The 25,365-nt window shown below is 52.0% G+C and carries 21 protein-coding genes; 11 read left to right on the plus strand and 10 right to left on the minus strand.

The window, feature by feature from the left end; translation table 11 throughout:
- Nucleotides 1-73: 73 nt before the first annotated feature.
- The 6 genes from BLV87_RS16390 to ccoN form a co-directional block, all read right to left on the minus strand.
- Nucleotides 74-577 carry a FixH family protein gene (locus BLV87_RS16390; protein ID WP_093070417.1) on the minus strand — a complete coding sequence of 168 codons (504 nt, stop codon included), beginning with the start codon at nucleotides 575-577 and terminating at the stop codon, nucleotides 74-76.
- Nucleotides 578-589: 12 nt separating this feature from the next.
- Nucleotides 590-1,987, minus strand: coding sequence for a cytochrome c oxidase accessory protein CcoG (gene ccoG / locus BLV87_RS16395; RefSeq protein ID WP_093070418.1), 1,398 nt, complete (start codon nucleotides 1,985-1,987; stop codon nucleotides 590-592).
- A 195-nt stretch (nucleotides 1,988-2,182) separates the two neighbouring features.
- Nucleotides 2,183-3,079, minus strand: a complete 897-nt coding sequence (gene ccoP / locus BLV87_RS16400; RefSeq protein ID WP_093070420.1) for a cytochrome-c oxidase, cbb3-type subunit III — start codon at nucleotides 3,077-3,079, stop codon at nucleotides 2,183-2,185.
- Nucleotides 3,076-3,255, minus strand: coding sequence for a cbb3-type cytochrome oxidase subunit 3 (locus tag BLV87_RS16405; RefSeq protein WP_093070422.1), 180 nt, complete (start codon nucleotides 3,253-3,255; stop codon nucleotides 3,076-3,078). The genes ccoP and BLV87_RS16405 overlap by 4 nt, the downstream gene beginning before the upstream one ends.
- A 5-nt stretch (nucleotides 3,256-3,260) precedes the next feature.
- Nucleotides 3,261-3,881 carry a cytochrome-c oxidase, cbb3-type subunit II gene (gene ccoO, locus BLV87_RS16410; protein WP_093070424.1) on the minus strand — a complete coding sequence of 207 codons (621 nt, stop codon included), beginning with the start codon at nucleotides 3,879-3,881 and terminating at the stop codon, nucleotides 3,261-3,263.
- A gap of 11 nt (nucleotides 3,882-3,892) precedes the next feature.
- Nucleotides 3,893-5,329, minus strand: a complete 1,437-nt coding sequence (ccoN, locus tag BLV87_RS16415) for a cytochrome-c oxidase, cbb3-type subunit I (RefSeq protein WP_093070426.1) — start codon at nucleotides 5,327-5,329, stop codon at nucleotides 3,893-3,895.
- A gap of 353 nt (nucleotides 5,330-5,682) precedes the next feature.
- On the opposite strand from ccoN, the gene BLV87_RS16420 reads away from it, so the two are divergent.
- Nucleotides 5,683-6,885, plus strand: a complete 1,203-nt coding sequence (locus tag BLV87_RS16420; protein ID WP_093070427.1) for a glycosyltransferase — start codon at nucleotides 5,683-5,685, stop codon at nucleotides 6,883-6,885.
- A 43-nt stretch (nucleotides 6,886-6,928) separates the two neighbouring features.
- Here the strand turns inward: BLV87_RS16420 and BLV87_RS16425 are convergent, their stop codons facing one another.
- Nucleotides 6,929-8,293 carry a sigma-54-dependent transcriptional regulator gene (locus BLV87_RS16425; RefSeq protein ID WP_093070428.1) on the minus strand — a complete coding sequence of 455 codons (1,365 nt, stop codon included), beginning with the start codon at nucleotides 8,291-8,293 and terminating at the stop codon, nucleotides 6,929-6,931.
- 156 nt (nucleotides 8,294-8,449) lie between these two features.
- On the opposite strand from BLV87_RS16425, the gene BLV87_RS16430 reads away from it, so the two are divergent.
- On the plus strand, nucleotides 8,450-9,085 hold the full coding sequence (locus BLV87_RS16430) for a carbonic anhydrase (protein WP_093070429.1): 636 nt from the start codon (nucleotides 8,450-8,452) through the stop codon (nucleotides 9,083-9,085).
- Nucleotides 9,086-9,146: 61 nt separating this feature from the next.
- Here BLV87_RS16430 and BLV87_RS19885 read toward each other — a convergent pair whose 3' ends face one another.
- Complete coding sequence (locus tag BLV87_RS19885) at nucleotides 9,147-9,797, minus strand: hypothetical protein (protein ID WP_245707062.1); 651 nt, start codon at nucleotides 9,795-9,797, stop codon at nucleotides 9,147-9,149.
- Between the two features lie 351 nt (nucleotides 9,798-10,148).
- On the opposite strand from BLV87_RS19885, the gene BLV87_RS16440 reads away from it, so the two are divergent.
- From BLV87_RS16440 to BLV87_RS16450, 3 genes are all read left to right on the plus strand, one after another.
- On the plus strand, nucleotides 10,149-10,346 hold the full coding sequence (locus BLV87_RS16440) for a hypothetical protein (RefSeq protein ID WP_093070431.1): 198 nt from the start codon (nucleotides 10,149-10,151) through the stop codon (nucleotides 10,344-10,346).
- A 5-nt stretch (nucleotides 10,347-10,351) separates the two neighbouring features.
- The gene (locus BLV87_RS16445; RefSeq protein WP_093070433.1) at nucleotides 10,352-12,133 is read left to right on the plus strand and encodes a SulP family inorganic anion transporter; all 1,782 of its coding nucleotides are present in this window, start codon (nucleotides 10,352-10,354) and stop codon (nucleotides 12,131-12,133) included.
- A gap of 164 nt (nucleotides 12,134-12,297) precedes the next feature.
- Nucleotides 12,298-14,043 carry a SulP family inorganic anion transporter gene (locus BLV87_RS16450; RefSeq protein WP_093070435.1) on the plus strand — a complete coding sequence of 582 codons (1,746 nt, stop codon included), beginning with the start codon at nucleotides 12,298-12,300 and terminating at the stop codon, nucleotides 14,041-14,043.
- Here BLV87_RS16450 and recD read toward each other — a convergent pair.
- Nucleotides 14,040-15,587, minus strand: coding sequence for an exodeoxyribonuclease V subunit alpha (gene recD / locus BLV87_RS16455; RefSeq protein ID WP_093070437.1), 1,548 nt, complete (start codon nucleotides 15,585-15,587; stop codon nucleotides 14,040-14,042). The genes BLV87_RS16450 and recD overlap by 4 nt on opposite strands.
- Nucleotides 15,587-16,492: a UTP--glucose-1-phosphate uridylyltransferase GalU gene (gene galU / locus BLV87_RS16460; RefSeq protein WP_093070439.1), complete on the minus strand. Its 906-nt coding sequence runs from the start codon at nucleotides 16,490-16,492 to the stop codon at nucleotides 15,587-15,589. The genes recD and galU overlap by 1 nt, the downstream gene beginning before the upstream one ends.
- A gap of 218 nt (nucleotides 16,493-16,710) precedes the next feature.
- On the opposite strand from galU, the gene BLV87_RS16465 reads away from it, so the two are divergent.
- The 6 genes from BLV87_RS16465 to BLV87_RS16490 all read left to right on the plus strand — a co-directional run bounded on the left by BLV87_RS16465 (nucleotide 16,711) and on the right by BLV87_RS16490 (nucleotide 25,267).
- A complete protein-coding gene (locus tag BLV87_RS16465) occupies nucleotides 16,711-17,430 on the plus strand; it encodes a GntR family transcriptional regulator (RefSeq protein WP_093070440.1) in 720 nt (239 codons plus the stop codon).
- Nucleotides 17,378-18,274, plus strand: a complete 897-nt coding sequence (prpB, locus tag BLV87_RS16470; RefSeq protein WP_093070442.1) for a methylisocitrate lyase — start codon at nucleotides 17,378-17,380, stop codon at nucleotides 18,272-18,274. Before BLV87_RS16465 ends, prpB begins: the two co-directional genes overlap by 53 nt.
- Before the next feature lie 14 nt (nucleotides 18,275-18,288).
- Entirely contained in the window at nucleotides 18,289-19,437 is a 1,149-nt protein-coding gene (gene prpC, locus BLV87_RS16475; RefSeq protein ID WP_093070444.1) for a bifunctional 2-methylcitrate synthase/citrate synthase, read from the plus strand.
- Between the two features lie 9 nt (nucleotides 19,438-19,446).
- The gene (acnD, locus tag BLV87_RS16480; protein WP_093070445.1) at nucleotides 19,447-22,047 is read left to right on the plus strand and encodes a Fe/S-dependent 2-methylisocitrate dehydratase AcnD; all 2,601 of its coding nucleotides are present in this window, start codon (nucleotides 19,447-19,449) and stop codon (nucleotides 22,045-22,047) included.
- Nucleotides 22,048-22,176: 129 nt separating this feature from the next.
- The gene (prpF, locus tag BLV87_RS16485) at nucleotides 22,177-23,355 is read left to right on the plus strand and encodes a 2-methylaconitate cis-trans isomerase PrpF (RefSeq protein ID WP_093070447.1); all 1,179 of its coding nucleotides are present in this window, start codon (nucleotides 22,177-22,179) and stop codon (nucleotides 23,353-23,355) included.
- A gap of 22 nt (nucleotides 23,356-23,377) precedes the next feature.
- Nucleotides 23,378-25,267: a propionyl-CoA synthetase gene (locus BLV87_RS16490; RefSeq protein ID WP_093070449.1), complete on the plus strand. Its 1,890-nt coding sequence runs from the start codon at nucleotides 23,378-23,380 to the stop codon at nucleotides 25,265-25,267.
- The last annotated feature ends 98 nt before the right edge of the window (nucleotides 25,268-25,365 follow it).

Genomic DNA, 25,365 nt, shown 5'->3' on the forward strand with positions numbered 1-25,365 from the left:
TCAACGCTCTACATACCCTAAAGCACTTAGGCTCTCCTTCGGGAGAGCCTTTTTTTCGTTCTAACCTTTACGTTTATTGAGCAGGCTGTAGCAGCAGTGTTGTCGCCTCTGCGGTTGGCATAACCCCCTCCAGCCGCCAACGCTCATCTAATGGCAACAAATGCACATGCCATTTCCCCGCCGCTAACGCTTGAATCTCACCTGCCCACATTCCCGTTCCTGCATAATTCAGCGTGACTGACTGATCACGATCGGGGATGGTGGCATGAAACAACTTCAACACCAAAGGCTGTTGGGACTGCACCTCTGAGTGATCCAACAACAAACGTACCGCCGTACCATTTAACGCAAGATTTCCCTGCAACCCCAAAGCGGAGGCTTGCTGGCCTTTTGCCAACGAATGATTAATCGCCTTGCCCACTTTGTAGTAATCATCCACCACTAAACCACTGCTACCACTGGCTGCTAACGAGTAAGTATACAAACCCGCAACCACTGCCGTGGCAGGCATCACCATCAATAGCCAAGGCCAAGGCTGTTTGTACCATGGCGTAGTGTCTTTCGCATCAACATACATGCTGCGTACCTCTTACTTGTTAGGGCCTAAAAAACGGGCTTTCTGCGTTTGTGCGACTGATGGATCATCTTTAGCCTCAATATGGAACATAACCTCCTGACTACGATTTGTCATATTGTCAGGGTTTGCTATCACCTTAATCGGTACTTCTGCCACTTTGCCAGAGCCGACATGCAGATTATCCACCCCTTGCAACCTAATACCCTCGATACCGGCAATACTCACACTGTATTGATGTTCCCTTTCATCCATATTCATGATTTTCAGGGTGTAAATATTCTCGATATTGCCATCGCCCGTATCTCGGAACAGCGCATTACGGTCACGAATAATATCCAATTCCAACGGTACTCGTTGCATCACCGAATACAGCAAGGCACTGCTAATCGCCAGCAATAACCCTGCATAAATGAAGGTGCGCCCCCGCAAGATATGCGTTTTGCCACCTTGTAAAGCGTGCTCGGTGGTATAGCGTACTAAACCACGTGGGTAACCCATTTTATCCATGATGCTATCACAAGCATCAATACAGGCAGCACAACCGATACACTCGTATTGCAAGCCATTACGAATGTCGATTCCCGTCGGGCAAACTTGCACACACAAAGTACAATCCACGCAATCACCTTTATCCGTAGGCTTTTCTGCCCCACGTTTGCGCGAACCGCGTGGTTCTCCACGAGCCTCATCATACGAAATGATCAGCGTGTCTTTATCAAACATCGCGCTTTGGAAACGTGCATACGGACACATGTACAGGCAAATCTGTTCGCGCAAAAAACCCGCATTTCCGTAAGTTGCCAAGCCATAAAATAAAACCCAGAATAATGCCCAGCCACCGATAATACCGCTGCTAAGCTCAAACCACAGGGTTTCGACGGGCACAAAGAAACCCACAAAGGTAAAGCCTGTCCACAGTGAGAAAAACAGCCACAATACGTGTTTAATCGCCTTCTTACCAATTTTGACGCGATCCCACGGTGCATTATCCAGTTTGACTTGCTGCGGACGGTCGCCTTCCACCCATTGCTCAATCCAAATGAAGACTTCGCTCCAAACGGTTTGCGGGCAGGCATACCCACACCAAACCCTACCCGCCAACGCCGTAACAAAGAACAGTAATAATGCGGCCAAAATCAAAATGACTGCCAAATAGAAAAAATCTTGCGGCCAAAAAGTCATGCCAAACAAATGAAATTTACGCGCAGGCAGGTCAAACAATACTAACTGCTGATCATTCCATTTCAACCACGGTAATAAATAAAACAGCCCCAGCAACCCCCATACTGAAAACTTACGCAGGGTAGTAAAAACTCCTTTGGTTTGACGTGGGTAAATTTTTTGGTGCTGTTTATAGAAACCACTATTTTGATTTTTACTGGATGATGAATTCGTAGAATGTTCAGACATATCAATATCCTTTAGCCTGAATGGGTAACAAGGCTCGTAAGCTAACACGCAACATAACGGATTTATTTGATAAAAAGCGGATTGGAAAACAGATTATTGTTTTACGAACCACTTTCAAGACATTTATCAAAAATTACCCCCTCCTCACCCTTCCCCCACAAGGGGTGAAGGGTGTAAAAGGGGGAATCAACGGCATCACTTTTTCTGTGACAAACCATAGACATAAGCTGCTAACAAATGCACCTTGTCTTCCCCAAGGAAATCAGCGTGCGCTGGCATCATGCCCATGCGTCCATTGGAAATGGTTTCTTTGATCGTGTCAGCAGAAGAGCCGTACAACCAAGTATTGTCAGTCAGGTTCGGGCCACCCAATGCCTGATTGCCTTTACCATCCGCGCCATGGCAAGCGAGACATCCATTAGCGGTGAACAATTGCTGACCTTGCGCGACTTTTGCAGCATCAGATTCACGCCCGCTCAAACTCATGACGTAATTGGCTAAGGCATCAATACCGGCTTCGTCAACCCGATCCTTATGCGGCGGCATTACACCATTACGACCCGCAAGGATAGATTGCTTGATCTGATCCGGCGCACCACCGTAAAGCCAATCCGCATCGGCAAGGTTGGGAAAACCTTTCGCACCTTCCGCATCCGAACCGTGGCATTGAGCGCAATAGCTTAAGAACATCCGCCGCCCCATGCCTTGCGCCTCCTCATCTTTTGCCACATCCGCGATGGGTAATGCTGCAAATTTCTTGAAGATCGGATCATAGGTTTGCGCAGCTTGCTGCATTTCAGCATCGTATTGGCTGCCTTGTGACGACCAATTCAACACGCCCTTGAACGTACCCAAGCCGGGGAATAACACCAGATAACCCAGTGAAAAAATAATGGTGATGTAAAACAACCACAGCCACCAGCGCGGCATGGGATTATTGTATTCTTCCAAGCCATCCCACTGATGACCCGTTACTTCACCACTCGCCGCTTCCCCCGGACGCTTTTTCGTTGTCCAGCGAACCAACCAGTAACAGGCAAAAACATTGCCCAATGTGATCAGGATGATCCAACCACTCCAGAAACCACTCATTTGTCTACCTCCTTCACTGACGCGCTGTGCACCTTTTCCTCATCCGCATCGAAGATGGAATTCGCCGCCGTATCGAAACGTTGTTGACGTTTACGGCTATATGCCCACCATACGACTGCAAGAAATGCAATCACAACCAGCAACGTCGTTATGCCACGGAAATCACTGTAATCCATCGTATTCACCGCTGTGTTTTGATGGCAGTACCCAAATTTTGCAGATAAGCGATGACAGCATCCATTTCGGTTTTGCCTTTCACTTCTTCTGCACCCTTGGCGATTTCCTCATCGGTATAAGGCACGCCTAACGCCTGCATGGTTTTCATTTTGGCGGCGGTATCCGCGCCATCCAGCACGTTTTCAGCAAACCAAGGATAACCGGGCATATTGGACTCCGGCACCACATCACGCGGATTGGTCAAATGCACGCGATGCCAGTCATCACTGTAACGCCCGCCAACCCGTGCCAAATCAGGGCCAGTCCGCTTGGAACCCCATTGGAACGGATGATCGTAGACAAATTCGCCCGCCACCGAGTAATGCCCGTAACGCTCCGTTTCCGCACGGAACGGACGGATCATCTGTGAATGGCAGTTATAACAACCCTCACGGATATAAACATCACGTCCTTCCAACTGCAACGCGGTATAAGGCTTCAACCCCGCGACTGGCTCAGTGGTATCTTTCATGAAGAACAGCGGGACAATTTCCGCCAAACCACCGATACTCACGACAATCAAAATCAAGATTGCCATCAGACCTACATTTTTCTCAACAACTGCGTGACCGCTATTGCTACTCATGGTTTGCCTCCTTAATGTGCTGCTGCGGGAATCGCATCAATAGCAGGTTTGCTCCCTGCGACGGTCTTCCACACGTTGTAGGCCATCATCAACATGCCGGTCAGCACCATCAGACCACCCAGCAAACGCACGGTGTAATACGGGTAAGTGGCCTCAACCGATTGCACAAAGCTGTAAGTCAAGGTGCCATCCGCATTCACTGCACGCCACATCAAGCCTTGCATAACCCCGGAAATCCACATAGAAGCAATGTACAACACCACCCCAACGGTCATGCCCCAGAAATGGACTTCGATCAATTTGGTACTGTACATGCCTTCACGCCCAAACAATTTCGGCAGCAAGGCGTAAATCGAACCAATCGAAATCATCGCCACCCAGCCCAATGCACCGGAGTGAACGTGACCCACAGTCCAGTCGGTGTAGTGAGACAGTTCGTTAACGGTTTTGATCGCCATCATCGGCCCTTCAAAGGTCGACATCCCGTAGAATGACAGTGAAACCACCATAAAGCGTAAAATCGGGTCAGTACGCAATTTATGCCAAGCACCGGAAAGCGTCATAATCCCGTTGATCATCCCACCCCAGCTTGGCGCTAACAAAATCAGCGAGAACACCATTCCCAAGGTCTGAGTCCAGTCAGGCAACGCGGTGTAATGCAAATGGTGCGGGCCTGCCCACATATAAGTAGAAATCAACGCCCAGAAATGCACCACTGACAAGCGATACGAATACACTGGACGGTTAGCCTGCTTCGGAACAAAGTAATACATCATCCCCAAGAAGCCCGCAGTCAAGAAGAAACCGACCGCATTATGCCCATACCACCACTGCACCATCGCATCAATCGCCCCCGGATACGCCGAGTAAGATTTAGTCCAGTCACCAGCACCAAACATCGCCGTTGGCAATGCCGCGCTATTCACCACATGCAATAATGCAATGGTTAAAATGAATGCACCGTAGAACCAGTTCGCCACGTAGATATGTGGTGTCTTACGTTTCATGATAGTACCGAAGAACAGTATGGCGTAGGCAACCCACACCGCCGTAATCAGCAAATCAATTGGCCACTCCAGTTCCGCGTATTCTTTGGAAGAGGTGATACCTAACGGTAAGGTAATCGCTGCCAGCAGAATGACAGACTGCCATCCCCAAAACACAAAACCCGCCAATTTGTCAGAAATCAGGCGGGTATGGCAGGTACGCTGTACCACATACAGCGAAGTCGCAAACAAGGCAGAACCGCCAAAGGCGAAAATAACTGCGTTAGTGTGCAATGGGCGTAAACGGCTATACGTTAACCATGGAATATCAAAGTTCAATTCCGGCCAACGTAACTGTGCGGCGATAATCACGCCTACCAACATGCCGACGATCCCCCAAATCACCGTCATAATGGCAAACTGCCGCACGACCCTGTAATTGTAGGTCTGCTGGTTTTGCATAAGATCCCTCCGAAAGAGTTAAACACCTCACCGAAGAAACGGTAACAACACACAATACTGTGTGAAATAACACACTCCGGTGCGCTAAGCATCCTCCAGAGGAAACAAACCATGCTTGATTAAAGTCAATATACCGTCGCCTAAGCTGCTGATAAATTCACACAAACACTGGGTTATTGACATATATCAAGTGAACGCCGTTTTCGGCACATTCACACAGTTATCCGATAAATCCCCGCCTCCATCCTGCCTCTACTTTCCGCAACAGACTATCTGTAACAGCATGAACTCATACCGATAACGCCGATAACGGGCAAGCGTTAATGCAAAATACATAGGGGGAATTGATCCTAATGGCAAACAAAACCAAGAAAACTCGGGTGGTACATATCATTACCCGTTTAAACACTGAAAATACCGACGGTGCTGCCATGATGTTATACAAACTCATGGCACACACTGATCGCAACCGCTTTGAGCCAATAGTTCTGTGTTTGGATGGAGAAGCTGAACTCAGTAACCGCATCCGCGCACATGGGATTAACGTCTACTCGCTGGACATGCACCACAACATCACCGCAGGTTGGCAAATTTTCAAACTGACACGGTTACTACGCACCCTACAACCTGACATCCTCCAAGGTTGGATGTACCACGGCAATCTTGCCGCATCCTTAGCAAACCTTTCATTGGGCAACCACTATCCAGTGCTATGGAACATACACCACCCTTTACATGACATCAGCAAAGAATCACGCACCACTCGTTGGGTCATTGAACTAGCCGCTAAACGTTCAACCAGCCCCGCACACATCATCTACAACACTTACCTGAATGCTGACCAGCACAATACCATTGGTTACAGTAAGCAGCGTAACCTTATCATTCCCAACGGCTTTGATACTCAACTGTTTGCACCGAATGCTTATCACCGCGACAACGTCCGTCAACGCTTAGGAATCCCTAATGATGCTTTCGTAATTGGTCTATTTGCCCATTATCATCCGGTGAAAAATCATGCCTTGTTTTTAGAAGCTGCTCGCCTGCTGTTGCAACACAAACCCCAGGTTCACTTCATTCTTGCCGGGCGGGAGATTACGTCACTCAACCCCAAGTTACGTTATCTGCTAGAGCACATTCCTAAGCAACAACACGTACACCTCCTCGGCGAGCGCAAAGACATACCCAACTTGCTGAATGCGTTAGATCTATACACACTAACCTCAACTTACGGGGAAGGCTTTCCCAACAGTGTGGCAGAAGCCATGGCTTGTGGAATTCCGTGTATCAGCACCGATGTCAGCGATGTTGCACGGATTATAGGTAATACCGGGCAACGCTTGCCGATACAAGACACTACGCCTTCGGCACTCGCTTTTACTTGGTTGGAATGGATAAATGCCGGAGAAGCATGGCGTAAAGAAGTGGGTTCACGTGCTGTACAACGCATTCAACAACTTTACAGCATCCCAACCATTACCGAACAGTATCAAAATCGCTACCAATCCTTGGTTGACCAAGAACAGATGACTGCCATGCCACTGTTAACAACTTGATAACCAAAAAAGCACAGAATGGGTGACAAACGCGGCGTAAACGTTACTCCTCCCCCTCCACCAACCCGTATTTTTTCAGCTTGCGCCACAACGACACGCGGTCAATCCCCAGAATCTGCGCCGCCTTGGTGCGGTTGCCATCACAATGTTCCAGCACGTAGCGGATGTATTCCTCTTCGCGCTGCACCAGCGACGGCAATTCCGTCGGGGCTTCCGGCAAGGCATGAATCGTTTGCGCCGCTAATGCTGCTGGCAATTCCGCCACAGTTAATTCATTGCCACGCGCCAACGCCACGCCGCGCTCAATCAGGTTTTCCAGCTCGCGCACATTGCCGGGGTAGTGATACCCCAACAGCACCGACATGGCCGCCGGAGCAATATTTTCCACCTCGCGCCCCATGCGCAGCGCGTGTTTGCGCAAGAAAAAGAACGCCAGCAAGGGAATATCATCGCGCCGTTCCACCAAACTCGGCAAATGCAGCCCCACCACATCCAGCCGGAAATACAAATCCTGCCGGAAACGCCCTGCCGCCACTTCCGCACGTAAATCGCGGTGGGTTGCGGTAATCAAACGCACATCCACTGGCACGGCGGTTTGCGCCCCCAAGCGTTGCACTTCGCGCTCTTGCACCACGCGCAGCAATTTCACCTGCATTGCCAGCGACATTTCGCCGATTTCATCCAGAAATAACGTGCCACCGTTGGCGGCTTCGATCAAACCCGCCCGCGCTTCACCCGCGCCGGTATACGCGCCTTTTTCATGCCCGAACAATTCATTTGCCAGCAAATCTTCCTGCAATGCGCCGCAATTCACCCCGACGAATGCGCCTTGGCTGCGGCGGCTGTGCTGGTGCAGGTAACGCGCCAGCAATTCCTTGCCCGTACCACTTTGCCCGTTAATCAGCAAGGTAGTATCGGTTGCAGCCACCTGTTGCGCCGTATCGAGCAGCCGCAACATCGCGGGGTTTTGCGTCACCAATCCGGCATGGGTATGCAAACCGTTGCTTACCTGCGCCCGCAAGCGGCGGTTTTCGCGCTTGAGCTGCACCAATTGCAGCGCGTTTGCCACAATGCTACGCACTTCATCCAAGCGGAACGGTTTGGCAACGTAGTGAAACGCCCCCGCTTTCATCGCCTCCACCGCCGAATCCAGCGTGCCATGCGCGGTAATTAACACCACCGCCATGTCAGGGTCAGTTTCCAATGCGCGTTTGAGAATCGCCATGCCATCCACCCGTTCCATGCGCAAATCGGTCAGAATCAGCTCGAAGGTTTGGGTTTGCAAGGCTTCCAAACCGCCCGTGCCGCTTTCGCGGGTGGTCACTTCGTAACCGTTTTTGCGCAAGGCATACGCCAGATTGCGCACCGCTATGGGTTCGTCGTCGATGATTAAAATGCGTTCTTTCACGGGTAATGTCCTCCACACGAATACTGATCATGGCACTATTTCAATCTGAAACGGGGTGTTGCATTGTGTAACATGAAAGACTTCTGTCACGCAATCCTTTGAAAACCGGATGCGTACTCTTTACCATCCAACATTCGTGTTTTAGGAAGAACAATCATGCCAAATAAACAAAGCAACTTGAGCGGGGCGGAAGCACTCGCCCGTTTACAAGAAGGCAATCAACGTTTTGCCAACAATGTGCGCAGTCTGGATACTTTATTAAGCCACACGCAACGTGCCAGCCTGACCGAGGGGCAAAACCCTTTTGCGATTATTCTGGGCTGTTCGGATTCGCGGGTTCCAGCGGAATTGGTGTTCGACCAAGGTTTCGGCTCGCTGTTTGTGATTCGCGTCGCGGGGAATATTGTCGCGCCTTCACAAATCGGCAGCGTGGAATTCGCCGCCACCCAATACAACACGCGGCTGGTGGTAGTGCTAGGGCATACGCAATGTGGCGCAGTTCATGCCACCATCGAGGAATTACGCCATAACCTGCAAAGCCCGTCCCGCAACCAGCGTTCTATCGTCGAACGCATTGCCCCCGCTGTTGCCACCTTAATGGAAACACCGTTGCGCGATGATCCCGAAGCCCTGATGAAACACGCAGTACGTGCCAATATTCGTGCTGCCACCAGTCATTTGCGCCACGGTTCGGAAATTCTGGAAAACCTGATTGCGAATGAAGGTTTGCTGGTGGTGAGTGCTGAATATTCGTTAGAGACGGGTAAAGTCGAGTTTTTTGACGTGCCGTAATATTCCCCCCATCCCCAACCCTTCCCCCGCAAGGGGTGAAGGGAGCAAGAAAGAGGGTCTTTTAATGTTCGGGGTGGTAAGGCAATGAAGAGTGATGCAGGAAAATGGCCAAATGCCCATCCGTTTTGGCACGCTTGTAACCAAAGGTATATTCCACTTTGGTTTCCTTGCCGGTTGCGGCATCGGTGAAGTAATAGTTACCCATTGCTTCCGCCGTGTCTTGGTTGATCGCAACCGCTTCGTTTTCAAAACGCACTTTTGACCAGGGTTGCAGGGCAAAACCGTGATCTTCGGTTTCTTTGCCTTTCACAAAATAAGACAGTGCTTCGTCTTTACTTCCACGGAATTGATCTTCAGCCGCTTTGGTGGGCTTGAACAGTACTTCACCCTCATCAAACGCATAAAGTTGGTCAAGCAGTTTGGTCGCGGCGGCTGAGTAATCGCCTTTTTCCTGATAGGTTTTGCCAATCGTGACAATACCGTCTGCCCACGCTTGCTGTGCTGCTTGCACATCCTGCTCAGTAATCGGTGCAACCGCAGGGGCGCAAGCAGGTATTGCCACGGAAGCCGCTGGCGCAACCGGTGCGGTCGGCGCAACGGGTGCAGTGGGAGCAGTCAGCGGCGTACTGGATTCCGCCAGCGCAACATTACCCACCACAAAACTCATGCCACTCAGTAAGCACATTGCCCATAAACCTTGTTTCATCATCATGCAAACTCTCCCCATCTGGTAAAAATACGGCCACATCAGTCGCGCCGCTATACTATCAATAAAACTAGGGGTATACAGCCTGCCCGAAAGGAAGAGCTATGGCGTTTCAAACTGAAACTGAGTGTTTCACTATGCAACACCAATGACTTTGCGATAAATATTATTTAAATACAATGACCTATAAAGATCCATCAAAACCCCGTTGCAAACTGTAACAGCAGACACAGCGGTATCACTCAGCAGATTTCATGTTTGTCGTTAAATAACAGTTAGTTAAACATCATCAAAAGGCTGGCACGCCCCTTGCTATAGAACTGGCAAATACTATTCTTAACCAAGGAAACCATTCTCATGAACCATTTATCGGCTGCACTAAAAACCATCCTTAACGGGCTGGCGATGCAATACGAAGGCGAACTGCTGACGACAGAAGACAAAAAAGCCAACCTGCAACGGGTACTGACTGAAATTGAACGCGAAAAACAAGACGCTGCCAATGCTGCAACAACTACTCCAACCTTCCCTAATATGGCCTTACACACCAAGTGAGCATCATGAGCGTTCAAGCACTTCCTTCTTACTGGACATGGCTAATGCCATTTCTCAACTGGCTGCCTAAAATCAATGGGCGTGACCTGCGGGCAGATTTTATTGCCGGTTTAACCGGGGCTGTCGTGGTGCTACCGCAAGGGGTGGCGTTTGCCACCATCGCGGGGATGCCGCCGCAATACGGTTTATACGCTGGGATGATCCCCGCCATTATTGCCGCGCTATTTGGTTCCTCGCGTCATCTGGTATCGGGGCCAACCACAGCGGCTTCGGTGGTACTGTTTTCGGCGTTGTCGATCCATGCCATCCCCGGTAGCCCGGATTATGTCACGCTGGCCTTGACCCTGACGTTCATGGTGGGGGTGTTTGAACTGGTGCTGGGACTAGCACGGATGGGTGCGTTGGTGAATTTCATTTCGCACGCCGTCGTGGTCGGCTTCACTGCTGGGGCAGCTATTTTGATTGCAGCCAAGCAATTGAAGTATTTTTTCGGGGTGGATATGGATAACGGCGGGAATTTGACCGAACTGTTATTCCGGTTTACCCAACATCTGGACGGCATTAACGCCTATGCGGTATTGATTGCTGTCGTCACCTTACTCAGTGGCATCGCGACTAAACGCTGGTTGAAACGTGTGCCTTACATGGTGGTGGCTATTCTGGTTGGTAGCTTGCTCAGTGTCGGCTTGAATGCGTGGTTGGGCACAGATATTACGCATATCGCAACGGTCGGTGCGTTACCGGATTCTTTCCCGCCTTTATCTGCGCCGGTGTTGACGCTGGAAAACATTAAAATGCTGGCTCCCGCTGCCTTGGCAGTCACGCTGTTTGCCTTGACCGAAGCGGTATCTATTGGGCGGGCAATGGCGGCACGCGGCGGCTATAACATCAATGGCAATCAGGAGTTTATTGGGCAAGGCTTATCCAATCTTGCCGGGTCGTTTTTCTCCGGCTACGTTTCGACCGGCTCGTTTAACCGCACGGGTGTCAACTACGAATCCGGCGCGAAAACCCCAATGGCGGCGGTATTTGCCGGATTATTGCTGATATTTGTGGTGGTGCTGGTTGCGCCTTACGCGGCGTATTTGCCCAAAGCAGCAATGGCTGGCGTACTGTTTTTGGTGGCTTGGGGATTGATCGACTGGCATGAAATACGTGAGATTATCAGCTTCTCGAAACGCGAAACCGTGGTATTAGCCGTCACGTTCTTTAGTGCGCTGTTCCTTGATCTGGAATTTGCGATTTTCCTCGGCGTAATGCTGTCCTTGGTGTTGTATCTGGAAAAAGTCTCCAAGCCGCGTATTCTGACCCGCACGCCTGATAAGAATTTGCCTAACCATGCCTTTTCCACTGACCCGGATTTACCCCAATGCCAGCAATTGCGCTTTGTGGGTGTCGAAGGCTCGCTATTCTTCGGCTCGGTGAATCATATGGAAGAAACATTCGGCAAAATTCGCGTAGAACACCCGCAGCAAAAACACTTGGCAGTGATTTGCGAAGGCATCAACTTTGCCGATTTGCAGGGCAGCCACGCGCTGTACAAAGAAGCCAAACAACGGCAGGCAGATGGCGGCAATTTGTACCTGATCAATGTCAAGGAAGGTTTGTGGGATGCGCTGGAAGCCTGCGAATGTTTCGACAAGGAAGGTTCACGCAATGTATTTCAGTCCAAGTCCGCCGCAATCCACGCGATTTACCAAAAGCTGGATAAAAGCCTGTGTGAAGGTTGTACCACTCACTTGTTCAAAGAATGTTCTGGTACGGTGGCGACTCACGCCAAGTCATAACGTTGCCCAGATCACTGTTTCAGTTTGCAACACCAAAGTTGCAGACTGAAACACGAGGCAGTATTTACCGTGACTTCACCCCATTAATGATTTCACGCAATTAATTAGCACTCACTAATGTTGTAACATTCTCGGCTTATTTCGGGTATGCACAGAGTGAGCGCATGAAACAATTTTTCTTCCCCTTTTTGACTTGGCTAGGTCTAGTCAATTTTAATACGCTCAAAGCCGATTTCTTTGCGGGACTTACTGGCGCAGTCGTGGTGTTGCCACAAGGCGTAGCGTTTGCGGCGATTGCTGGCTTGCCGCCGGAATACGGTTTGTACACGGCAATGGTCACACCGATTATTGCGGGCTTGTTTGGCTCGTCACTGCATCTGGTATCCGGCCCCACCACTGCGATTTCCTTGGTAGTATTTTCCACCATCAGCCGTTATGCCGAGCCGGGGTCGGAGCAATTTATTCAAATGGTGCTAACGCTGACCTTCCTCGCAGGGGTTTACCAGTTGGTGTTCGGCTTAATGCGCTTGGGCATGTTGGTTAACTTTGTATCGCATACCGTGGTCATCGGCTTTACGGCTGGGGCAGCGATTCTGATTGCCACCAGCCAAATCAAATACGTGACCGGCATCCCCATTCCCAAAGGCGAATCGTTTCTGCATACGTGGGTGGATGTGGGTGTCGGTATCGGTGCAACCAACCTGTACATTCTGGCAATTGCCGGTTTCACCATGCTGTCAGCCCTGCTGCTGAAACGTTACTTGCCCAAAATGCCGCACCTGTTATTTGGGATGATCATGGGCAGTCTTGCCAGTATCGCGATTGGCGGTGCGCAACATGGCATCACTTATGTGGGTGAAATCAGCGGGCAATTGCCTCCACTGTCCATGCCCGATTTCTCCCTTGCCTCGTTGAAACAACTAGCTTCTGGCGCATTCGCTGTCGCCTTGCTGGGGCTGATTGAGGCGGTGTCGATTGCCCGCTCGATTGCCACCAAATCGCAACAACGTTTGGATGGCAATCAGGAATTTATTGGGCAAGGTTTGTCGAATATTGCGGGCAGTTTTTTCTCCAGTTATGCGGGTTCTGGTTCGTTTACCCGTTCGGGGATTAACTATTCGGCGGGGGCAAAAACACCGTTGTCGGCAGTATTTGCCGCAATTTTATTGGGTATTATTGTATTGCTGGTAGCGCCGTTAGCGGCGTATTTACCCGTCGCAGCAATGGGCGGCATTATCATGCTGGTCGCTTACAACCTGATCGACTTTCAACATATCAAGCATATTTTGCACAGCAGTAAAACCGAAACCTCGATTCTGGCAACCACGTTTTTTGCCACACTGTTCATGGAGCTGGAATTCGCCATTTATATGGGCGTATTGCTGTCGCTGATTATTTTCCTCATGCGTACTTCGATGCCTAACATCGTGGATTTAGCCCCGAACCCTGCCGAACCGCGCCATAAATTTGCCGAAGTCAGCGAATACGGGCTAAAGGAATGCCCGCAATTGAAGCTACTGCGGGTGGACATGTCGATTTATTTTGGCTCACTCGACAAAGTACAACGCGAACTGGCTTGCATTGCCGAACGCCAGCACATTAAGCATGTGCTAATCGTGGGGGAAAGCATCAATTTCATCGACCTTGCCGGAGCGGAAATGCTGATTCAGGAGGCCAAACGCCTTAAATCCCTTGGCGGCGGCTTGTATTTGCAAGGCGCTAAGAACAAAGTTTACGACTTCATGGATAGAATTGATTTCGTGGAGGAATTTGGTGAAGGCAATGTGTTCTCCAGCAAAGAAGCTGCCTTGCAATCCTTAACCAAACGGCTGGATCACCGCATTTGCGCAACCTGTGACAAACGCATTTTCCGCGAATGTGCCAAATTACCGGGCGCAAAAACCGCTTAAGCCAACAACCGCGCTTGCAACTGTGACGCAGGCGGCGTTACCTGCCGTAATGCCCGCCCCAACATCGCCCGACTCGCCAAAATGTGAATCCCCTGCTTGGCACGGGTCACTGCGGTATACAGCAATTCGCGCCCCAACAATGGCAAATCATCCATCTCCGGCAAGACCAGCAACACCCGCGTAAATTCCGAACCTTGGCTTTTGTGAATTGTCATCGCCCAAGCGGTTTCATGCGCAGGCAAACGAATCGGCGCAATCGCACGGTAATTGCCCGCCTCACCCGTCGGAAACCACACCCGCAAATCACCGTTGGCATCCGGTAGTGCAATTCCAATGTCACCATTGAATAGATTCTGGCGGTAATCGTTTTGCGTGACCATCACTGGCCGCCCCACATACCAAGGGCGTTGCGCCCCAGTGTGAGCAGGCAATACCCGCTGCATCACCCCATCGACCCAGCCATTCAGGGTTTCGACACCCTGCCGCCCTTGCCGCAACGGGGTCAGAATGCGTAAGGCATTAAAAGCATTAAAAATCGCCTCGACTACACCGCCATTAACCGCTGCGATATAATCCCGCCAACCATCACGTAACCACGCCGCATCCAATCCCGCTGGCGATTCATCCAACGTCACGTCAGCAAAATCGGCGGAAGTCAACACCGCCAACAACCGCGCTTCATCCGCTTCACGAATCGCTTGTGCCAATTGCCCCACGCCATCCGCCTCGCTGAAACGGTAGCTGGTTTGCAGCAGCGTCATCTGCGCGGCTAACGCCTCTCCAGTGCACAAGTCGCGAAAAATCGACCCCGTTTCCACCGACGCCAATTGATCCTTATCGCCCAGCAAAATCAGCTTGGCTGACGGCGGCACGGCTTCAAACAAATGCGTCATTAAGGAAATGTCGATCATTGACGCTTCATCCACAATCACCACATCGGCTGCCAACGGGTTATGCATCCCATGCCGAAACCCGACCCGATTGGGGATGAAACCTAACAACCGGTGCAAGGTGCTGGATTGCTCCGGCATCGCGCAGGTAATATTTTCGCGCTGACGGGTGTGACGAATCGACTCCTGCATCCGCATCGCTGCTTTGCCAGTTGGTGCTGCCAGTAAAATCCGCGCTGGTGACACCCCACTGGCAATCAAATCCGCCAAAATGCGCGTCACGGTGGTGGTTTTGCCTGTGCCTGGCCCCCCGGAAATGATTAGCAACGTGTCATCACGTATCCGGGTTTGAATACATTCCGCCAGCCGCTGTTCATAGTGCCAATAGCGATACAGCCAAGCATGGGTATCGCTTAGAATCAAAGGTTTATAATCCCCCTCCTGCCCAACGACGGGAGAGTTCCGCAAGGCTTCCCAATCCACTTCCGGCAAAGCCGCACGCGGCACGGCAATCACGCCCTCACGGGTATGCGCACTCACCTGCCATACCAACATTGCCAGATCCCGTGTGCTGGAAGAACTGCCTTCCAGCCGTTTCAGCAAACTGGCAAGCTGCTCATCCAACGGATGGGAAACAGGTGGCGCTAACAGCATTACAGCGTTTTCACATACTCTTTCAGAAAAGCATTAAAACGCTTGCCAATGTCACCGTGACGGGAGGCATATTCAATATTCGCCATCATGAAACCCATTTTAGAACCACAATCATGGCTTTTGCCGGTAATATGGAAAGCATTGACTTGGTATTCACGCATCAACAAACCGATGGTATCCGTGAGTTGGATTTCATCGCCAGCACCCAATGGGGTACGCTTCAACCAACCCCAAGTATGCGGTGCAAGTACATAACGCCCCACGACCGCCAAGTTAGAAGGTGCTTCACTGACAGGGGGTTTTTCCACAATCGCACTCATCGGTACCGATTCACCGGCTGCCAATGTATGTCCGTTAATGTCCACCACGCCATAAGATGACACCTTTTTCATCGGCACAGGCTCAACCATGATCTGGCTGTAGCCCGTTTCATCGTACAATTCCAACATGGCAGCAAGGTTGTCTTTACTCAGATCGCTGGCGGCATCGTCAATGATCACATCCGGCAACACCACCGCGAACGGCTCATTACCTACAATAGGGTAAGCACACATAATCGCATGACCCAAACCTTTCGCCTGCCCTTGGCGGACGTGCATAATGGTGACATCACGCGGGCAAATCGAGCGGACTTCATCCAACAACTGGCGCTTGACGCGCTTTTCCAGCATGGTTTCCAGCTCGAAACTGGTGTCGAAATGGTTTTCGATAGAATTTTTACTGGAATGCGTGACCAGTACGATTTCCTTAATGCCCGCCGCCACGCATTCATTCACTACATATTGAATCAAGGGTTTGTCAACAATCGGCAGCATTTCTTTCGGGATGGCTTTGGTCGCGGGCAACATGCGTGTACCCAAACCAGCAACCGGAATCACAGCCTTGCGGACTTTATGTTTATTCATGAACAAGGTTTCCTTTGAAATCTAGCAATAAGACGACTACGGTTATTTTATCACTGTTCTACGGGTGTTATATCAAAACTTATCGCCTGACGGTTATTTACCAATCGACCACCCCAGATATCACTGTTTTGTCTACAAAAACAAATAATAATTTCATTTTTTTACCTAAAATGTTAGTATTTGCAAAAAGATTGTCAACAATCGTCGAGAATAACACCATGTTAGCACTACACACCCCAGAAGGAACACTCGCAGATGTGGCTTCAACCAAATTAACGCAAGCCATTATCACGGGAGAACTTCTTCAAGGACAAAAATTGAACGAAGCCGAATTAGCAGAACGTTACGGCATCGGGCGCGGCCCCTTGCGCGAAGCCTTACGCCAACTCGAAGGAATGCGCCTAGTCAAGCGTATACCACACGCCGGAGCGCGTGTCGTGATGCTTGACCGCGACATGATGGCAGATTTGTACGCCGTGCGCGAAGCCTTGGAAGGCATGGCCTGCCGCACCGCTGCATTACGCATGACGGACGCAGAAATTGAAACACTGCGGCTATTGCTCGAGAAACACGCCGAGCAAATCGAAGCCACCGATGGGCAAATTTATGTCCAAAGCGAAGGCGATTTCGACTTTCATTACCAGATCGCGCTGGGGAGCCGTAACCAGATGTTGATCGACCTGCTGGCAGGTGAGTTGTACCAATTGTTGCGCATGTGCCGTTACCGCACCAGCCGACTTTCCGCACGCACTCGCCCTGCTTTGCAACAGCACCGCCATATCGTCGATGCGCTAACGGCGCGTGACGGCGAATTGGCGGAAATTCTCATGCGTCGCCATATCAGTGGCGCATGGAAAAGTATTAGTCAAATGATGGATGAGGAACATGACAGCAAAACAATTACTTACCCCCGGTCAAAAACTGCGTCAGGCAGTTAAAGATCACGCCCCTCTGCAAGTTGTTGGGGCGGTTACTGCCAATAGTGCCATCATTGCAGAAAAGGTCGGGCATAAAGCCCTGTACCTGTCGGGCGGTGGCGTTGCTGCCTCCTCGTTAGGCATTCCTGACCTTGGCATCACCACCCTGCATGACGTGCTGGAAGATGCCAAACGCATTACTGCCGTGACTTCTGCACCACTGCTGGTTGACATCGACACCGGCTGGGGCGGCACGTTCAACATTGCCCGTGCAACCCGTGAAATGATCCAGGCGGGCGTTGCTGGTTTCCACATCGAAGACCAGGTAATGCAAAAGCGTTGCGGTCATCGCCCCAACAAAGCGATTGTTAGCCTATCCGAAATGGTGGATCGCGTGAAATCTGCCGTGGATGCACGTACCGATGACAGCTTCGTTATCATGGCCCGTACCGACGCACTGGCTGTGGAAGGGATGCAATCCGCCATCGACCGCGCCATGGCCTGCGTCGAAGCCGGTGCAGACATGATCTTCCCCGAAGCCATGAACAAGCTGGAACAGTACGCTGAATTCACCAAGGTGATTAAAGTGCCAGTACTGGCAAACATTACCGAATTCGGTGCTACCCCGCTGTACACCACTACCCAACTGGCTGACGTAGGCGTGCAACTGGTGCTGTACCCACTGAGTGCTTTCCGCGCCATGTGCAAAGCGGCTGAAAATGTTTACACCCACCTGCTGCAAGACGGCACGCAACAGAACGTGATCGACACCATGCAGACCCGTATGGAGCTGTACGACACCATCGGCTATCACGCTTTCGAGCAGAAACTGGATCAATTGTTTGCCGAGAAAGGCGCGGAATAAGGAGAAGAGAGAGTATGTCAGAGCAAATTTTACCTAAAGCCAAGAAATCCGTCGCCCTGTCCGGCACTGCCGCAGGCAATACCGCCATCTGCACTGTCGGTCGCACTGGCAATGACCTGCACTACCGTGGTTACGACATTCTCGACTTCGCCGAACAGGCCGAATTTGAGGAAATCGCCCACCTGATCGTACACGGCAAACTGCCGAATGCATCTGAGCTGAAAGCTTACAAGCGCAAGCTGAAATCGCTGCGCGGCCTGCCGATGCCCGTCAAGCAGGCACTCGAAGCCCTGCCACCCTCCACCCACCCGATGGATGTGATGCGCACCGGCTGTTCCGTGCTCGGCGCATGTATGCCTGAAAAAGAACATCACCCTGCCGCTGATGCCCGCAATATCATCGACCGCATGATTGCCAGCTTCGGTTCCATGCTGCTGTACTGGTATCACTACGCCATCAACGGCAACATGATTGAAGTGGAAACTGACGATGAAACCGTCGGCGGGCATTTTCTGCACCTGCTGCACGGCGAAAAGCCGAGTGAATCGTGGGTACGTGCGATGCACACCTCGCTGATCCTGTACGCAGAGCACGAATTCAACGCCTCCACTTTCGCCGCCCGCGTCATTGCTGGCACGAATTCCGATATGTATTCCTGCATCACCGGTGCAATCGGCGCATTGCGTGGCCCCAAACACGGTGGCGCTAACGAAGAAGCGCAACGCATCCAGACCCGCTACAACAGTGCCGACGAAGCCGAAGCCGACATCCGCGAGCGCGTTGCCAAGAAGGAAATCGTCATTGGTTTCGGCCACCCGGTTTACACCCTTTCCGACCCGCGTAACGTGGTCATCAAGCGCGTTGCCAAGCAGCTTGCTGAAGAAAACGGCGACATGAAGATGTACGACATCGCCGACCGTCTGGAAAGCACCATGTGGGAACTGAAAAAAATGTTCCCGAACCTCGACTGGTTCTCTGCGGTTTCCTACGGGCAAATGGGTGTACCGACCGATATGTTCACACCGATTTTCGTCATTTCCCGCGTGACTGGCTGGGGTGCGCACGTTATCGAGCAGCGTGAAGACGGCAAGATTATCCGGCCTAGTGCCAACTACGTGGGGCCAGAAAACCTGCAATTTATGCCGTTGGCAGAGCGTGGGTAAGGGATATATATGAACACCGAATACCGTAAACCATTACCCGGCACAACGCTGGACTATTTCGATACCCGTGCTGCCATCGAAGCTATCCAGCCCGGTAGCTACGACACCCTGCCCTACACCTCGCGTGTCTTGGCAGAACAGCTAGTACGCCGCTGCGAACCGGAAATGCTGACCGATTCCCTCAAGCAGCTCATCGAAAGCAAGCAAGACCTCGATTTCCCCTGGTATCCCGCTCGCGTCGTTTGCCACGACATTCTCGGTCAAACCGCACTGGTTGACCTCGCTGGCCTGCGTGACGCGATTGCCGACCAAGGTGGCGACCCGGCGAAAGTAAACCCAGTCGTTCCCACCCAGTTGATTGTTGACCACTCGTTGGCAGTCGAATGCGGTGGTTTCGACCCCGATGCATTCGCCAAAAACCGTGCTATCGAAGACCGTCGTAACGAAGACCGTTTCCACTTCATCGAGTGGACCAAAACCGCGTTCAAAAACGTGGACGTGATTCCTGCTGGCAACGGCATCATGCACCAGATCAATCTGGAGAAAATGTCTCCAGTGATTCAAGCGCGTGACGGCGTGGCCTTCCCTGACACTTGCGTCGGCACTGACAGCCACACGCCACACGTTGACGCACTCGGCGTTATCGCCATCGGCGTCGGCGGTCTGGAAGCCGAAACTGTCATGCTGGGCCTACCTTCCATGATGCGCCTGCCCGACATTATCGGCGTGAAACTGACCGGCAAACGTCAACCCGGCATCACCGCCACCGACATCGTGCTGGCGATCACCGAATTCCTGCGTAAGGAACGCGTGGTTTCTGCCTGGCTGGAATTCTTCGGCGAAGGAGCGAAAAACCTCACCATCGGCGACCGTGCCACCATTTCCAATATGACCCCGGAATTCGGCGCGTCTGCTGGCATGTTCTACATCGACGAACAAACCATCGACTACCTGAAACTGACCGGACGTGAACCTGAGCAAGTCGCGCTGGTTGAAAACTACGCCAAAACTACCGGCTTATGGGCGGATTCACTGGTGAACGCAAAATACCCGCGTGTACTGGAATTCGACCTGTCTACCGTCGTGCGTAACATGGCTGGCCCTTCCAACCCGCACCGTCGCTTGCCAACCTCTGATTTGGCAGAACGCGGCATTGCAGTGAATCTGGCAGCGGCGCAAGCCGAAGAAGCGGAAGGCAAAATGCCGGATGGCGCGGTCATCATTGCTGCGATTACGTCTTGCACCAACACCTCCAACCCACGCAACGTGGTGGCTGCTGCCTTGCTGGCACGCAACGCCAACAAGCTGGGTCTGGTACGCAAACCGTGGGTCAAATCCTCGTTCGCACCGGGTTCCAAGGTTGCTGAGCTGTACCTAAAAGAAGCGGGTTTGCTGACCGAACTGGAACAACTGGGCTTCGGTATCGTCGCGTTTGCTTGCACCACCTGTAACGGTATGTCGGGCGCACTCGATCCGGTTATCCAGCAAGAAATCATTGACCGTGACTTGTACGCAACCGCTGTCCTGTCTGGCAACCGTAACTTTGACGGGCGTATCCACCCGTATGCGAAACAAGCGTTCCTCGCGTCCCCGCCGCTGGTAGTGGCTTACGCGATTGCAGGCACAATCCGTTTCGACATCGAGAAAGACGCACTGGGTACGGACGCATCCGGCAACCCCATCACGCTCAAAGACATCTGGCCTGCGGATGAGGAAATCGACGCAATCGTTGCCGCGAGCGTTAAGCCAGAACAGTTCAAGCAAATCTATATCCCGATGTTTGATCTGGGCACAGTGGAAGAAGCCAAAAGCCCGCTGTATGACTGGCGGCCTATGTCCACCTACATCCGCCGCCCCCCTTACTGGGAAGGTGCATTGGCAGGTGAGCGCACCCTGAAAGGGATGCTGCCGTTAGCCGTATTGCCGGACAATATCACCACTGACCACCTGTCGCCTTCCAACGCGATCATGATGAACAGTGCGGCAGGTGAATACCTGCACAAAATGGGCTTGCCGGAAGAAGACTTCAACTCTTACGCGACTCACCGTGGCGACCACCTGACGGCGCAACGTGCGACCTTCGCCAACCCTAAGCTGATCAATGAAATGGCAGTGGTGGATGGTCAGGTCAAGCAAGGTTCCCTAGCGCGTGTGGAGCCAGAAGGCAAAGTCATGCGCATGTGGGAAGCCATCGAAACCTATATGGAACGCAAGCAACCGCTGATCATCGTGGCGGGCGCGGATTACGGTCAAGGTTCAAGCCGTGACTGGGCTGCCAAGGGCGTGCGGTTGGCAGGTGTCGAAGCCATCGTTGCGGAAGGTTTCGAGCGCATTCATCGCACCAATCTGGTCGGTATGGGCGTGTTGCCGCTGGAGTTTAAGGCTGGCGAAACGCGCAAAACTTACGCCATCGACGGTACGGAAAGCTATGATGTGGAAGGTGAACTCGCGCCACGTGCTGAGCTGACCGTGGTCATGCAGCGCAGAAACGGCGAAACCGTGCGGATTCCTGTGACTTGCCGTCTAGATACTGCTGCCGAAGTGCGCGTGTACAAGGCGGGTGGTGTATTGCAGCGGTTTGCGCAGGATTTTTTGGAAGGAGCGGCTTAAAGACCCTCACCCCCCAGCCCCCTCTCCCAGAGGTAGAGGGGGAGCAAGATAATGACCTCTTCTCTTAGCCCCTCTACCTCTGGGAGAGGGGTTGGGGTGAGGGAAAACGATTAACAGGAAAGGATAATTATGTCCCATGTCCCTCAAATCAAAATCCCCGCTACGTATATGCGTGGCGGCACATCGAAAGGTGTGTTTTTCAACCTGACCGACTTGCCGGAAGTGGCGCAAGTCCCCGGTGCAGCGCGTGATGCATTATTGCTGCGCGTGATCGGTAGCCCCGACCCTTACGGCAAACAAACCGACGGCATGGGTGGCGCAACTTCCAGCACCAGCAAGACCGTGATTCTGGCGAAAAGCGAACAACCCGACCATGACGTGGATTACCTGTTTGGGCAGGTTGCCATCGACAAGCCTTTCGTCGACTGGAGCGGCAACTGCGGCAATCTGACCGCTGCGGTTGGCTCATTTGCCATCAATAACGGTTTGGTGGATGCCGGGCGCGTCCCGCAAAACGGCATTGCCGTGGTACGCATCTGGCAGAAAAACATCCAGAAAACCATTATTGCCAACGTGCCGATGACCAATGGCGAAGTGCAGGAAACCGGCGATTTCGAGCTGGATGGCGTGACCTTCCCGGCGGCTGAAGTGCAGGTGGAATTCATCAGCCCGGTGGATGCTACTGATGCCATGTTCCCCACTGGCAATCTGGTGGACGAGCTGGAAGTACCCGGTGTTGGCACCTTCCAAGCTACCATGATCAATGCCGGAATCCCGACCGTGTTTTTGAATGCGGCAGACATTGGTTACACCGGCTGCGAATTGCAGGAAGCCATCAACGGCGACCCGAAAGCACTGGCAATGTTTGAAACCATCCGTGCTTACGGTGCGCTGAAAATGGGTTTGATCAATGATGTTGCTGAAGCCGCAGGCCGTCAGCACACGCCTAAAGTGGCGTTTGTTGGCAAGCCGCAAGCCTATGTATCTTCCAGCGGCAAACAGATCAACGCAACCGACATTGATTTGAACGTTCGCGCCTTGTCGATGGGCAAACTGCATCATGCAATGATGGGTACTGCTGCTGTTGCTATCGGTACTGCCGCTGCCATTCCCGGCACCTTGGTCAACCTCGCTGCGGGCGGTGGTGATCGTAGTGTCGTGACCTTCGGACACCCTTCCGGTACGTTAAAAGTGGGTGCGGCTGCTAGCGCAACCAACGGCGACTGGAAAGTGGAAAAAGTCGTGATGAGCCGCAGTGCGCGGGTGTTGATGGAAGGCTGGGTACGCATTCCGGGCGACAGTTTTTAATAGTTAGGAGGAGGAGATTACAATGAGTTACAAGGCCGAATACGACCGCTCGATGAACGACCCAGAAGGTTTCTGGAAAGAAAAGTCTGAAGCCCTGAAGTGGTTCAAAGCCCCTGAGAAAATCCTGTCGCAAGACGAACACGGCATTTTCCACTGGTTTGCCGATGGTGAAATGAATACTGCGTACATGGCGCTGGATTACCACGTTGAAAACGGGCGTGGCGATCAAGTCGCGATTATTTACGACTCGCCTGTGACCGACACCAAGAAAACCTACACCTATACCGAGTTGCGCGATGAAGTCGCTAAAGCGGCGGGTATGCTGGCAGGTTTGGGTGTAGAAAAAGGCGACCGCGTTATTATCTACATGCCGATGATCCCTGAAGCGGTGATCAGCATGTTGGCAACCGCGCGTTTGGGCGCAATCCATTCCGTGGTGTTTGGTGGGTTTGCTGCACCGGAATTGGCACAGCGGATTGAAGACGCGCAACCGAAAGTGATGATTTCTGCCTCTTGCGGGATCGAAATCAAGCGCGTGATTGAGTACAAACCGCTGCTCGACAAAGCGATTGATTTGTCTGCACACAAACCGCAAAGCTGCATTATTTTCCAGCGTCCGCAAGCCACTTCCCCGCTGATTGCAGGGCGTGACTACGAGTGGGATGCGTTGATGGCAACGGCTACTCCGGCGGATTGCGTTCCGGTAAAAGGCGCTGACCCGCTGTACATTCTTTACACCTCAGGCACAACCGGCAAGCCTAAGGGCGTGGTGCGTGAGAATGGCGGTCATGCAGTCGCACTGAACTACAGTATGCAAGCCATTTACAATATGAACCCCGGCGATGTGTTCTGGGCTGCGTCTGACGTAGGCTGGGTGGTGGGTCACTCGTACATCGTGTACGCGCCATTGCTGCGCGGCTGCACCACGATTGTGTACGAAGGTAAGCCGGTGATGACACCGGATGCGGGTGCATTCTGGCGCATTACCGAAGAGTACGGCGTGAAAGGTTTGTTCTCTGCCCCGACTGCGTTCCGTGCCATCAAGAAAGATGACCCGAATGCTGATCTGATCAACAACTACGACATCAGCAGCTTGCTGACCATCTTCTCGGCGGGCGAACGCCTTGACCCACCGACGCAAGAGTGGATGATGGAAAAAACCGGCAAGCCCGTGATTGACCATTGGTGGCAAACTGAAACGGGTTGGGGCATTACTGCCAACCTGCAAGGGGTTGAGCCAATGCCAGTCAAGCTAGGTTCTTCCACCATGCCGACCCCCGGTTTCAACGTGCAGATTTTGGACGAAAACGGACAGGTGTTGGGCAGAAATGAACAAGGCTTCATTGCGCTGAAATTGCCATTGCCACCAAGCTGTTTGGCGACGATTTGGGGCGATGTGGAGAAGTTCAAATCCAGCTATCTACAAACCTTTGATGGTTATTATGCCAGCGGCGACGGCGGCTACATTGACGAAGACGGCTATGTATTCGTCATGGGTCGCGTGGATGACGTGATGAACGTGGCGGGGCATCGTCTGTCTACTGGCGAGATGGAAGAAGTCGTGGGCGGGCATCCGTCTGTTGCTGAATGCGCGGTTATTGCACGCGATGATGACCTGAAAGGGCAATTGCCAATGGGTCTGGTCGTGCTGAAAACGGGTACGGACATCGACGAGGAAACTTTGTCGAAGGAACTGACGCAGATGATCCGCAGTGCGATTGGCGCAATTGCTTGCTACAAAGAAACGCACATCGTTAAGCGTTTGCCGAAAACCCGTTCGGGCAAAACCTTGCGCAAGAGCTTGCGGCAGATGGTGAATGGACAGCCGTATGTGGTGCCTTCCACCATTGATGACGTGACGATTATGCCGGAGATTGAGGCGTTGTTGCGTGAGAAGGGTGTGATCGCCTAAGAAGACCCTATACGCATCAACTTTAAGCCCTCCATTCCCTAACTTGCTGTAATCTCATCCAATTATTAGGTTTTTTCCTCCGTTTGTTTTGTCGGCAA

Origin of the sequence: Thiothrix caldifontis, from assembly GCF_900107695.1 — a bacterium.
GTDB lineage: Bacteria > Pseudomonadota > Gammaproteobacteria > Thiotrichales > Thiotrichaceae > Thiothrix > Thiothrix caldifontis.

Coding starts and splice junctions, on each gene's coding strand:
- BLV87_RS16390 (WP_093070417.1), bottom strand. CDS start 577: ATGTATGTTGATGCGAAAGACACTACGCCATGGTACAAACAGCCTTGG.
- ccoG (WP_093070418.1), bottom strand. CDS start 1,987: ATGTCTGAACATTCTACGAATTCATCATCCAGTAAAAATCAAAATAGT.
- ccoP (WP_093070420.1), bottom strand. CDS start 3,079: ATGAGTGGTTTCTGGAGTGGTTGGATCATCCTGATCACATTGGGCAAT.
- BLV87_RS16405 (WP_093070422.1), bottom strand. CDS start 3,255: ATGGATTACAGTGATTTCCGTGGCATAACGACGTTGCTGGTTGTGATT.
- ccoO (WP_093070424.1), bottom strand. CDS start 3,881: ATGAGTAGCAATAGCGGTCACGCAGTTGTTGAGAAAAATGTAGGTCTG.
- ccoN (WP_093070426.1), bottom strand. CDS start 5,329: ATGCAAAACCAGCAGACCTACAATTACAGGGTCGTGCGGCAGTTTGCC.
- BLV87_RS16420 (WP_093070427.1), top strand. CDS start 5,683: ATGGCAAACAAAACCAAGAAAACTCGGGTGGTACATATCATTACCCGT.
- BLV87_RS16430 (WP_093070429.1), top strand. CDS start 8,450: ATGCCAAATAAACAAAGCAACTTGAGCGGGGCGGAAGCACTCGCCCGT.
- BLV87_RS19885 (WP_245707062.1), bottom strand. CDS start 9,797: ATGATGATGAAACAAGGTTTATGGGCAATGTGCTTACTGAGTGGCATG.
- BLV87_RS16440 (WP_093070431.1), top strand. CDS start 10,149: ATGAACCATTTATCGGCTGCACTAAAAACCATCCTTAACGGGCTGGCG.
- BLV87_RS16445 (WP_093070433.1), top strand. CDS start 10,352: ATGAGCGTTCAAGCACTTCCTTCTTACTGGACATGGCTAATGCCATTT.
- BLV87_RS16450 (WP_093070435.1), top strand. CDS start 12,298: ATGAAACAATTTTTCTTCCCCTTTTTGACTTGGCTAGGTCTAGTCAAT.
- recD (WP_093070437.1), bottom strand. CDS start 15,587: ATGCTGTTAGCGCCACCTGTTTCCCATCCGTTGGATGAGCAGCTTGCC.
- galU (WP_093070439.1), bottom strand. CDS start 16,492: ATGAATAAACATAAAGTCCGCAAGGCTGTGATTCCGGTTGCTGGTTTG.
- BLV87_RS16465 (WP_093070440.1), top strand. CDS start 16,711: ATGTTAGCACTACACACCCCAGAAGGAACACTCGCAGATGTGGCTTCA.
- prpB (WP_093070442.1), top strand. CDS start 17,378: ATGACAGCAAAACAATTACTTACCCCCGGTCAAAAACTGCGTCAGGCA.
- prpC (WP_093070444.1), top strand. CDS start 18,289: ATGTCAGAGCAAATTTTACCTAAAGCCAAGAAATCCGTCGCCCTGTCC.
- acnD (WP_093070445.1), top strand. CDS start 19,447: ATGAACACCGAATACCGTAAACCATTACCCGGCACAACGCTGGACTAT.
- prpF (WP_093070447.1), top strand. CDS start 22,177: ATGTCCCATGTCCCTCAAATCAAAATCCCCGCTACGTATATGCGTGGC.
- BLV87_RS16490 (WP_093070449.1), top strand. CDS start 23,378: ATGAGTTACAAGGCCGAATACGACCGCTCGATGAACGACCCAGAAGGT.